Genomic DNA, 9,871 nt, shown 5'->3' with positions numbered 1-9,871 from the left:
GCCCTCACCCGGGCCGCCGCCCTGCTGCGACGCTCCCGCGAGGCGGCCGCCCGGACGACCGCCTCGTCCCGCGACGCGACCAGGGCACGCAGCGCGGTCCGGTCCACCAGCCAGCCCCGGCGCGCCAGCCGCCACGACGCACCCCTGGTCGGATCCAGCAGTTCCGCGGGGTCGTACACGGTTGTGCCCTGACTACCGGCGTCGCGCTCAGTCCTGGTACGCCGACAACGGCGGGCAGGAACAGACGAGGTTGCGGTCACCGCGCGCACCGTCGATCCGCCGCACCGGGGGCCACACCTTGTCCCGGTGACGGCCCGTGGGGAACGCGGCGAGTTCCCGGCCGTAGGGGTGCCGCCAGTCCCCGGACAGGCAAGCCGCCGTGTGCGGTGCGTTGCGCAGCGGGTTGTCCTCGACCGGCCACTCCCCGGAGCCGACCCGGTCGATCTCCCCCCGGATGGCGATCATCGCGTCGCAGAAGCGGTCGAGTTCCGCCAGGTTCTCGCTCTCGGTCGGCTCGACCATGAGGGTGCCGGCGACGGGGAAGGACATCGTGGGCGCGTGCAGCCCGTAGTCGGCGAGCCGCTTCGCCACGTCGTCCACCGTCACCCCTGTCGTCCTGGTCAGCTCACGCAGGTCGAGGATGCACTCGTGGGCGACATGGCCACCCGCGCCCGTGTAGAGCACCGGGTAGTGGGGCGACAGCCGGGCGGCGACGTAGTTCGCGGCGGCGACGGCGGTGAGGGTCGCCCTCCGCAGCCCCTCCGCTCCCATCATCCGGACGTAGGCCCAGGAGATCGGGAGGATGGAGGCGCTTCCCCAGGGGGCGGCGCTGATCGGTCCGACCCCGGTGGCCGGTCCCGCCGCCGGCTGGAGGGGGTGGTTGGGCAGGAAGGGCGCCAGGTGCGCGCGGACGGCGACCGGGCCCACTCCTGGTCCACCTCCGCCGTGGGGGATGCAGAACGTCTTGTGCAGGTTCAGGTGGGAGACGTCGGCACCGAACCTGCCCGGTCGGGCCAGGCCGATCAACGCGTTCAGGTTGGCCCCGTCGACGTAGACCTGCCCCCCGGCGTCGTGCACCTCGGCGCACACCTCCCGGACGGTGTCCTCGTAGACACCGTGGGTCGAGGGGTAGGTGATCATGATGGCGGCCAGGTCGTGCCGGTGCTCCCCGACGAGGCGGCGCAGGTCCGGGAGGTCGACGTTCCCGGACTCGTCGCAGCGGACCACCACGACGCGCATCCCCGCCATCACCGCGCTCGCGGCGTTCGTCCCGTGGGCGCTCGCGGGGATCAGGCAGACGTCGCGGTGCGGCTCGCCCCGGTCGCGGTGGTAGGCGCGGATCGCCAGCAGCCCGGCGAACTCGCCCTGGCTCCCGGCGTTGGGCTGGAGGCTCACCGCGTCGTACCCGGTGATCTCCGCCAACCACCGTTCCAGGTCCGCCACGACGGTCAGCAACCCGGCGGCGTCGGAGGCGGGGGCGAAGGGGTGCAACCCGGCGAACTCGGGCCAGGTGATGGGTTCCATCTCGGCCGCCGCGTTCAGCTTCATGGTGCAGGAGCCCAGTGGGATCATGGTGCGGTCGAGGGCCAGGTCGGAGTCGGCGAGCCGCCGCAGGTACCGCAGCAGCGCCGTCTCCGAGCGGTGCGCCTCGAAGACCGGGTGGGTCAGGTAGCCGCTGGTGCGGCGGAGGTCGGTCGGGACCGCGTCCGGCGTCCGCTGGTCCAGGTCGTCGACGTCGGGCCGCTGGTCGGACGCCTCGGAGGTGTCCAGCCCGAAGGCCCGCCAGACCAGCTCCAGGTGGTGCCGGGTGGTGTCCTCCCCGCAGGAGACCCCGACGCGGTCGGCGTCGACGAGCCGGAGGTTGACGCCCAGCTCCCGGGCGGTGGCCACCACCCGGTCCGCGCCACCGGGCACCTCCACGAGGACGGTGTCGAAGAAGTGGTCGTGCACCACGCGGAGCCCGGCCCGCCGCAGGCCGGCGGCCAGCACTACGGCCATCCGGTGCGTGCGCAGCGCGATGGTGCGCAGGCCCTCCGGTCCGTGGTGCACGGCGTACATCGCGGCCACCACGGCCAGCAGCACCTGGGCGGTGCAGATGTTGCTGGTGGCCTTCTCCCGGCGGATGTGCTGTTCCCGGGTCTGGAGGGCGAGCCGGTACGCCGTGTTGCCGTCGGCGTCGACGCTGACCCCGACCAGCCGGCCGGGGAGCTGCCGTTGGAGCCCCTCGCGGACGGACAGGAAGGCAGCGTGCGGCCCGCCGAAACCGAGGGGTACCCCGAACCGCTGGGTCGAGCCGACCACCGCGTCGACCCCGAACTCACCGGGCGGCCGGAGCAGGGTGAGGGCCAGCAGGTCGGCGGCGGCCGCGACGAGGGCCCCCCGTTCGTGGGCGGCCGCGACGACGGCCGCGTGGTCGACCACCCGTCCGGAGGCACCGGGGTAGGCGAGCAGGAGACCGAAGAACTCGCCCTCGGGGAGGGGGGCGCCGTCGCCCAGGTCCACGAGTTCCAGCTCGATCCCCAGCGGTTCGGCCCGGGTACGCAGGACCTCCACCGTCTGGGGCAGGGTGTCGGCGTCGACCAGGAACCGGTGGGACCGGGACCGGCCGGCCCGGCGCAGCAGGGTCATGGCCTCGGCGGCGGAGGTGGACTCGTCGAGCATCGAGGCGTTGGCGACGGGGAGGGCGGTGAGGTCGGCCACCACGGTCTGGAAGTTGAGCAGCGCCTCCAGCCGCCCCTGCGAGATCTCGGGCTGGTAGGGGGTGTAGGCGGTGTACCAGGCCGGGTTCTCCAGCACGTTCCGGCGGATCACCGGTGGGGTGATCGTGGAGTGGTACCCGAGACCGATCATCTGGACCAGCGGCCGGTTCCTGGCCGCCAGGGAGCGCAGCTCCGCGAGGACCTCGTTCTCGGACAGCGGCCGTTCGAGGCCCACCGCAGGCGTGTCGTCGCGGATGTCGCCGGGCACCGCTTGGTCGGCGAGCTCCTCGAGCGAGCCGACACCGATGACCGACAGCATCCGGGCGAGCCCCGCACCGTCGGGCCCGATGTGGCGGTCGGCGAACGGCGTGGCCCGCTCCAACTCGGAGAGGGCTGGTGTGGGGCGGAGGGCGTGCTCTGACGTCGTCATGACCGGACCTCGGTAGTCGTCGGGCTTCCCGCCTCCGGGCAGGATGGCGAGGGCTCCCCCTCTGTCACTGCCCGGGGCACGGGTGCCTGAGAGCTTCGCCCGGTCCACCAGGACCGGGCTTGCACCGTCGGCGGGGCGTGGTCAGCGCCGGGTCGAACCCGTCCGCTCACCAACCCTCTTTCCAGAGGTGTCTCGTCCACGCGGTCCTGGCTGCCTGAGAGGTTCCGGGGAAAGTTGCTCCTTCGGCGCCGCACCGGCACGCGGTGCGAACTCTCCCGCGTGGAGTTCGGCGACTACACGGGCCAGCCTACCCGGCCGTGTCCCGTTCGCCGGGGCCCCGGTGGCTCCTCCCGCACCCTGGACCTCGGCCCCAGCGGGACGCGGCGGCCGCGTTGCGCCGGCCGGGCGGGAGCGCCTGCCCACCACGGGGCACGCCGGACGTTCACGGCGATGCGGGGTTCAACCGGTGCGCTGGGCCCGCCGTCGGGAGAGCTCGTCGACGTGGCCCTCCTGGATCTCCGCGCCGTCGGCGCGCTCGGCGGGGAACTCGTGGATCGTGCCGCTGATCTCCCGCATGGCTCCGCTCACGGCGATGCCGAACACGCCCTGCCCGCCCTGCAACAGGTCGACGACCTCCTCGGGCGAGGTGCACTCGTACACGGTGGTGCCATCGCTGAACAACGTGATCCGCGCGAGATCGCGGACACCTCGTTTTCGCAGGTGTTCGACCGCCACCCGGATGTTCTGCAGTGACACCCCGGTGTCGAGCAGCCGCTTGACGACCTTGAGGACCAGCAGGTCCTTGAAGGAGTACAACCGTTGGCTACCGGAGCCGTGGGCGCTCCGGATCGACGGCCCCACCAGCCCGGTCCGCGCCCAGTAGTCGAGCTGGCGGTAGGTGATGCCCGCGATCTGGCAGGCGGCGGCGCCCCGGTAGCCGACCAGTTCGTCCGGGAGCAGGGAGTCCGGGAACAAGGCGCCCTGCTCGCCCGGAGTTGTCTGGATGGGCGAATCCTCGACCACGCCTGCCTCCTCCTCGTGCGGCCTCACGACCGACGAACGTCGCCCTGGTGGTCGATCCGGACCACCGGACATCTGAGTATGCACCTGAGGTGGCACCACGGGTGCGCCTCGTCCTGGATGACGGTAGGACTGGCGTGCGAACAGGTCAACGCGACGCGCGGAGAACTCCACACGCTGAATTCACGTTCGACCTTGGTAGGGGCGCTCGGGCGCCGCAACTCGAGGGGCACCATGATCACCCGATCGACTGAACAAACCTCCGCCAGCCCCGTCGGCTCCACCGCCCCGGTGTCAGCGGTCGTCGGGACGACGGGCTAGGTGTCGGCGCCCCGGAAGTCCTCCGGCGAGACGGAGTCGAGGAACTCGCGGAACTTCTCGACCTCGTCCTCCTGCTCGTCCGGGATCATCAGGCCCGCCTCGGAGAGGACCTCCTCGTCGGCGTGGATGGGAACGCCGACCCGGAGCGCGAGGGCGACCGAGTCGCTCGGGCGCGCCGACACCCGGACATCGCCGTCGAAGACGAGCTCCGCGTAGAACGTGCCCTCGCGCATGTCGGTGATCCGCACCTGCTCGAGCTCCCGGCCCAGCGCGCCGATCACGTCCTTGAGGAGGTCGTGCGTCAGGGGACGCGGAGGCCGAACGCCCTGCTGTTCGAGGGCGATCGCGGTGGCCTCCACCGAACCGATCCAGATCGGCAGGTAGCGCTCACCCTCGACCTCGCGCAGCAGGAGGATCGGTGTGTTGGCGGGCAGTTCCACCCGTACGCCGACCACACGCATCTCGCTGCTCATCGGGCCTCCCCTCCTCCCGCGAACCACGTCGAGCGGACATCACACAATCGAGGATGGCGCACTGACAGCATCGACGCTACCCGCCTCGGGCTCACTACGCTCGTGATTCTTCGTGTCAACTCGGCAACCATCCTTCTGGCCGCCGCCCGCTCACCAACCACCGGTACTCCGGACGCTCGACCGCAGGAGCAGCTCGTAGAGGGTGGTGGACAGGGCGGCCAGCTCCCGCAACCGCTCCTCCGCCCGGAGACCGGCGTGGGGGTCGCGGTCGGACGGTCGGTGCAGTGGCGCGACAGCCTGCGCCATCAACGCTACCTGCCGATCAGCGGAGGTCCGCAGCGCTCGGAGGTGCCTCGGCTCCAGACCGTAGTCGGCGGCCTGCCGCACCAGGCGCGCGATCCGCACGGCGTCGCGGTCGAAGAAGCCGACCGCTCCCGACCGGACCAGCCCGTAGTGTTCCAGCTCGACCAGCATGACCTCGTCGATGTCGGCCGCGGCGAGCATCTCCTCCCGGGTCAGCCGGGCCGGGCGACCCGCCGCCTCCGCCGTCTCACCCGGGCACGGCTCCGGGTGTTCCCCGTCCTGCCCGCTCCAGCTCGGGTCAGCCGCGAGTCGATCGCGGAGCCAGCTCAGGGGCAGACCGTGGTCCCGCTGCGCGGTGAGCACCACGCGGAGCCGCGACACATCGGCGGCCGTGAAGACCGGCGACCCCGACCGGGCCCCGGAGGGCGTCACCAGGCCCTCCGACACCAGGAAGAGGATCCTGGCCAGCGACAGGTCGGGAAAGTCGGGACGGAGCTCGGTGAGCACCGTCCCGACGCTGATCGCCTCGTGCCCGGGCCGGCCGGCCGAGGTCACTGCGCCTCCTGGCCCCCGATCGGACCGGTCAGGAAGACGAGCCGGAACTTGCCGATCTGGACCTCGTCACCGTTGGCGAGCACGGCGGTGTCGACGGGCTCCCGGTTGACGTAGGTCCCGTTCAGGCTGCCGACGTCGACGACGACGAACTCGTCACCCTCGCGGCGGAACTCGGCATGCCGGCGCGACACCGTCACGTCGTCGAGGAAGATGTCGCTGTCCGGGTGACGCCCCGCACTGGTGGTCTCCCTGTCGAGCAGGAACCGGGACCCGGCGTTCGGGCCCCTCTTGACCACCAGCAACGCGGAACCCGTCGGAAGAGCGTCGACTCCCGACACCGCCGGCTCGGCCGCGGGGGAGTCGGAAGGCTCCACCTCGTTGAGGAAGTCCGCGCGGAAGACCGAGGTCTGTTCCGGGGACCGCTCCGGCGGAGTGCCGGGCCCGTCGTTGGTGCTCACCTGAGCTCTCCTCCTGCTGGTTAGGCGATCCAAAGCCGATCTCAAACTACCCTGCCGCCACCAACGCACGTGGCCCGACTCCCGTGATCATGAACATTGGCGACGGGGGGCCGGCGCCAATCCCTCTCGTACAGTTCTCGTACCCGCTCAACCGTTGTCGGCCAGCTTGGCGTACTCACCCGCGTCCAGCAGACCATCGAGCTCGCTCGGGTCGTCCGGTCGCACCTCGATCATCCACCCGTCCCCGTACGGGTCCTCGTTCAGGGACTCCGGTTGATCTTCCAACCCAGTGTTCCGAGTCAGGACCTCGCCGGCAAGGGGCATGTAGATCTCGGAGACGGACTTGGTCGACTCGACCTCGCCGATCGTATCGCCGGCCGCGAAATGCTGCCCCGGCTCCGGCAACTGGGTGAAGACCACGTCCCCCAGCTGACGCTGCGCGTAGTCCGTGATGCCGATCCGCACCGCGCCGGACTCCTGGACCGCCACCCACTCGTGCTCCTGGGTGTAGCGCAACTCTTCCGGAACCGCCGACATCTCTCCTCCGATCACTGGTTCGCTGGGCTCATCCTGCCAAGGAGCCGGTGCCGGCGGAACTCCCCCCTACTTCGAGCTGACTCCGCTGGTCTCGGGGCGGGTTCCCGCCGCGGCCCCGCTCCCGAGGACGGCCCTGGCACCCTGCCAGACGTACAGTGCGCCGGACCACAGGTACAGCACGCAGCCCCAGACCGTGAACGCGTACGCCACCGGCTGCGCGATCAGGCTGACCGTCGACGTCCCCTGGGCCAGCAGGAGGAGGGGGAAGGCGTAGAGCAGGCAGAAGGTCGCCGCCTTGCCGAGGTAGTGGACCTCGTAGGGTCCGAAGCCGTGGTGCCGGAGGACCAGCAGGGCCAGGCCGAGCACGATCTCCCTGGCGAAGAGGACGAGCACCAACCAGAGCGGAACGATGTCGCGGATGGCGAAGGCCACGAGGGTGGCCGCGATGTACAACCGGTCGACCGCGGGGTCGAGCATGGCGCCCAGCCTGCTCGACTGGTCCAACCACCGGGCCAGTTTCCCGTCGAGCCAGTCGGTGATGCCGCTGAGCACCAGGATCAGGAGCGCCGCGACGTCCGCGTGCGGGACGAGGAGCAGCCAGAGGAAGACCGGAACCCCGGCGAGCCTGAGGAAGCTCAACAGGTTGGGGACCGTGAGGATCCGGTCCTGTTTGATCGCTGACCAGCTGGTGTCTCCCAGCTGCGCGCTGAGGAAGCCGTCCGGTGCCCCCTGCTCGTTCGGCCTGCCCTCGGGCCCCATCGCCACCCCATTCACTCCCGGTCCCGGGGCCGCTTGCCCCCTCGCGCCCCAGGTCAAGCCTTACACACCGGCCGAGCTGGGGCGCCGAGTGCTCCCGTCAGGAGCTCGTGCGGCTCCAGCCACGGCGCTGGAGCTGCGCGTTGGTGAGGGTCAGGGGCCTGCCCCGGTCGTCCACGCCCACCCAGCGGGCGCGGCCCGGAGCGTCCTCGAGGACGTACGCGTGCCCCCTGCTCCACACGACGGTGAAGGGGGTGGTCGGCGGAGTGTCGGACGTCGTCTCGGTTCCCACGGCCATGTCAACGCTCATGCGCGGTCGCACCTCCATCAGGACTGTCGGCACCGCCGGGTGCCGCGTTAGCTCCCTGATCGAGATTCTCGGACGGAAGCAAGGGTTCCTCACGTTCTTCGGCCCGGCGCCAAGCCGACCGGCCGGCGTGGCTCGCCGAGCAGTCCGGCCGGGTGGTGCCGGTCCGACCAGTCGCGCGTCCCGAGGGCGCCGTTCGTCGGCGGAGCCCGGCCGACGAACGGTTGGTGGCCCAGGCCCTCCGCCTGCTCGCCCGATCTTCCGGCGGTAGCTTTACGAGAGCCGGGTGGCGACACCGTCGGTGCCGACGCCCGGGTCTTCCGTGTTGACCGTTGCCCGACATGAGGTGGGACCTGTGACCACGCCATACACGCTGCCCGATCTGCCCTACGACTTCGGGGCGCTGGAACCGCACATCTCCGGCGAGATCATGGAGCTGCACCACGACAAGCACCACGCGACCTACGTCAAGGGCGCCAACGAGGCGTTGGAGCGCATGGCGGAGGCCAGGGACAAGAACGACCTGGGTTCGGCCAACCTGCTGCAGAAGAACCTGGCGTTCAACCTCGCCGGTCACGTGAACCACTCCGTCTTCTGGCCGAACCTCTCCCCGGACGGTGGGGACAAGCCGGACGGCGAGCTGGGCGCCGCCATCGACGAGTTCTTCGGTTCCTTCGACGGGTTCCGGGCGCACTTCACCGCGAACGCGCTCGGCATCCAGGGCTCCGGCTGGTCGATCCTGGCCTGGGACTCGCTGGGCCAGCGACTGGTCCTCGAGCAGCTCTACGACCACCAGGGCAACCTGGCGGCCGGCTCCTACCCGCTGCTCATGCTGGACATGTGGGAGCACGCCTTCTACCTCCAGTACCGCAACGTCAAGGCGGACTACGTCAAGGCGTTCTGGAACATCGTGAACTGGGCCGACGTGACGCAGCGGTTCACCGCAGCCCGGGGTGTCAAGATCGGTTGATCCGACCAGCGGGAAGGGCGGGCCGGCACGGAGCCGGTCCGCCCACCGCGCCGGTCGCGCGGTCGGGGCGCCGCGCCCGTCAGGGTGCCGTGCCCTCCGCGGGCCGGGTCACCACGAACAGGCTTTCCGGGCCCCGCATGAGTCTGCTGCGGCGCCAGGAGACCTCCTCGGGGGCCTCGGCCAGCCGGAGACCGGGAAACCGCCTCAGCAGCACACCCAGTCCGATCTCGGCCTCGGCCCGCGCCAGCGGGGCGCCGAGGCAGTAGTGGATCCCGTGGCCGAAGGCCAGGTGGCCGGCGCTCCGGCGGCGGAGGTCCAGCCGGTCCGGGTCGGGGAAGCGGGCCGGGTCCCGGTCGGCGGCGCCGAGTGAGACCAGCACGACGGCGTCGGCCGGCAGGTCGACCCCCGCGAGCCGCACCGGTTCGGTCGTGAACCGGAAGGTGGCGACGTTCACCGGCCCGTCGTGCCGGAGGAGCTCCTCGACAGCGGACGGCAGCCGTCCGAGGTCCGCGCGCAGCCAGGCGAGCTGCTCGGGGTGGGTGAGCAGGGAGAGCACGGCGGTGCCGAGCAGGTTCGTCGTGGTCTCGTGGCCGGCGATCAACAACAGGGCCGCCAGCGAGACGAGTTCGTCCTCGCTGAGCCGGTCGCCCGCGTCCCGGGCGGCGATCAGCTCGGAGAGCAGGTCCTCGCCGGGCTCGCGCCGACGCCGTGCGACGAGGTCGGACAGGTAGTCCGCGAGCTGGTGGGACGCCTCGTCGATCACCTCGGGCTGCCCGGCGAGGAACAGCCGGGAGGACCAGCCGGCGAGCGCGGCGCGGTCGGCCGCGGGGACGGCGAGCAGTTCGCAGATGACGGTCACCGGCAGGGGCAGCGCGAAGCGCTCCACGAGGTCCACCGGACCGCTCTCGGCGCCCATCGACCCGGCCAGCTCCTCGGCGATGGCGAGGATCCTCGGTCGCAGGCGCTCGACCGCCGCCGGGGTGAAGGCCGCCCGGGCCAGGCTCCGGAGCCGCGTGTGGTCCGGGGGGTCGGTGGCCAGCAT

General features: G+C 71.4%; 10 protein-coding genes and 1 riboswitch. Of the genes, 1 reads left to right on the top strand and 9 read right to left on the bottom strand.

Annotated features, from left to right (window positions below; translation table 11 throughout):
• Window positions 1-207: 207 nt before the first annotated feature.
• The 8 genes from gcvP to ACTIDRAF_RS0207460 all read right to left on the bottom strand — a co-directional run bounded on the left by gcvP (window position 208) and on the right by ACTIDRAF_RS0207460 (window position 7,862).
• Window positions 208-3,129, bottom strand: a complete 2,922-nt coding sequence (gene gcvP, locus ACTIDRAF_RS0207495) for an aminomethyl-transferring glycine dehydrogenase (protein WP_016698104.1) — start codon at window positions 3,127-3,129, stop codon at window positions 208-210.
• Window positions 3,130-3,320: 191 nt separating this feature from the next.
• Window positions 3,321-3,417: riboswitch (glycine riboswitch) on the bottom strand.
• A 171-nt stretch (window positions 3,418-3,588) separates the two neighbouring features.
• Entirely contained in the window at window positions 3,589-4,152 is a 564-nt protein-coding gene (locus tag ACTIDRAF_RS0207490) for a MerR family transcriptional regulator (protein WP_016698103.1), read from the bottom strand.
• A 314-nt stretch (window positions 4,153-4,466) separates the two neighbouring features.
• Window positions 4,467-4,943 (bottom strand): bifunctional nuclease family protein, encoded by a 477-nt coding sequence (locus tag ACTIDRAF_RS0207485; protein ID WP_016698100.1) that lies wholly within the window; start codon window positions 4,941-4,943, stop codon window positions 4,467-4,469.
• Between the two features lie 150 nt (window positions 4,944-5,093).
• Window positions 5,094-5,801 carry a transcriptional regulator FtsR gene (gene ftsR, locus ACTIDRAF_RS0207480; RefSeq protein WP_016698099.1) on the bottom strand — a complete coding sequence of 236 codons (708 nt, stop codon included), beginning with the start codon at window positions 5,799-5,801 and terminating at the stop codon, window positions 5,094-5,096.
• Window positions 5,798-6,259, bottom strand: a complete 462-nt coding sequence (gene garA, locus ACTIDRAF_RS0207475) for a glycogen accumulation regulator GarA (protein ID WP_016698097.1) — start codon at window positions 6,257-6,259, stop codon at window positions 5,798-5,800. Before garA ends, ftsR begins: the two co-directional genes overlap by 4 nt.
• 147 nt (window positions 6,260-6,406) lie before the next feature.
• Entirely contained in the window at window positions 6,407-6,796 is a 390-nt protein-coding gene (gene gcvH, locus ACTIDRAF_RS0207470) for a glycine cleavage system protein GcvH (protein WP_016698096.1), read from the bottom strand.
• Between the two features lie 66 nt (window positions 6,797-6,862).
• Window positions 6,863-7,561 (bottom strand): cardiolipin synthase ClsA, encoded by a 699-nt coding sequence (clsA, locus tag ACTIDRAF_RS0207465; RefSeq protein ID WP_016698095.1) that lies wholly within the window; start codon window positions 7,559-7,561, stop codon window positions 6,863-6,865.
• A gap of 91 nt (window positions 7,562-7,652) precedes the next feature.
• Window positions 7,653-7,862, bottom strand: a complete 210-nt coding sequence (locus ACTIDRAF_RS0207460) for a hypothetical protein (protein ID WP_016698094.1) — start codon at window positions 7,860-7,862, stop codon at window positions 7,653-7,655.
• Window positions 7,863-8,214: 352 nt separating this feature from the next.
• Here ACTIDRAF_RS0207460 and ACTIDRAF_RS0207455 point away from each other — a divergent pair, with 352 nt between their 5' ends.
• Window positions 8,215-8,829: a superoxide dismutase gene (locus tag ACTIDRAF_RS0207455; protein ID WP_016698092.1), complete on the top strand. Its 615-nt coding sequence runs from the start codon at window positions 8,215-8,217 to the stop codon at window positions 8,827-8,829.
• 79 nt (window positions 8,830-8,908) lie between these two features.
• Here the strand turns inward: ACTIDRAF_RS0207455 and ACTIDRAF_RS0207450 are convergent.
• On the bottom strand, window positions 8,909-9,871 hold a 963-nt coding region (locus ACTIDRAF_RS0207450; protein WP_016698091.1), incomplete at its 5' end, for a cytochrome P450 family protein.

It is taken from the genome of Actinoalloteichus spitiensis RMV-1378, from assembly GCF_000239155.1.
Classification (GTDB): domain Bacteria; phylum Actinomycetota; class Actinomycetes; order Mycobacteriales; family Pseudonocardiaceae; genus Actinoalloteichus_B; species Actinoalloteichus_B spitiensis.
Note: the sequence above shows the minus strand (reverse complement) of the source record. Positions and strands in the feature narration are given on the sequence as shown.

Coding starts and splice junctions, on each gene's coding strand:
- gcvP (WP_016698104.1), bottom strand. CDS start 3,129: ATGACGACGTCAGAGCACGCCCTCCGCCCCACACCAGCCCTCTCCGAG.
- ACTIDRAF_RS0207485 (WP_016698100.1), bottom strand. CDS start 4,943: ATGAGCAGCGAGATGCGTGTGGTCGGCGTACGGGTGGAACTGCCCGCC.
- gcvH (WP_016698096.1), bottom strand. CDS start 6,796: ATGTCGGCGGTTCCGGAAGAGTTGCGCTACACCCAGGAGCACGAGTGG.
- ACTIDRAF_RS0207460 (WP_016698094.1), bottom strand. CDS start 7,862: ATGAGCGTTGACATGGCCGTGGGAACCGAGACGACGTCCGACACTCCG.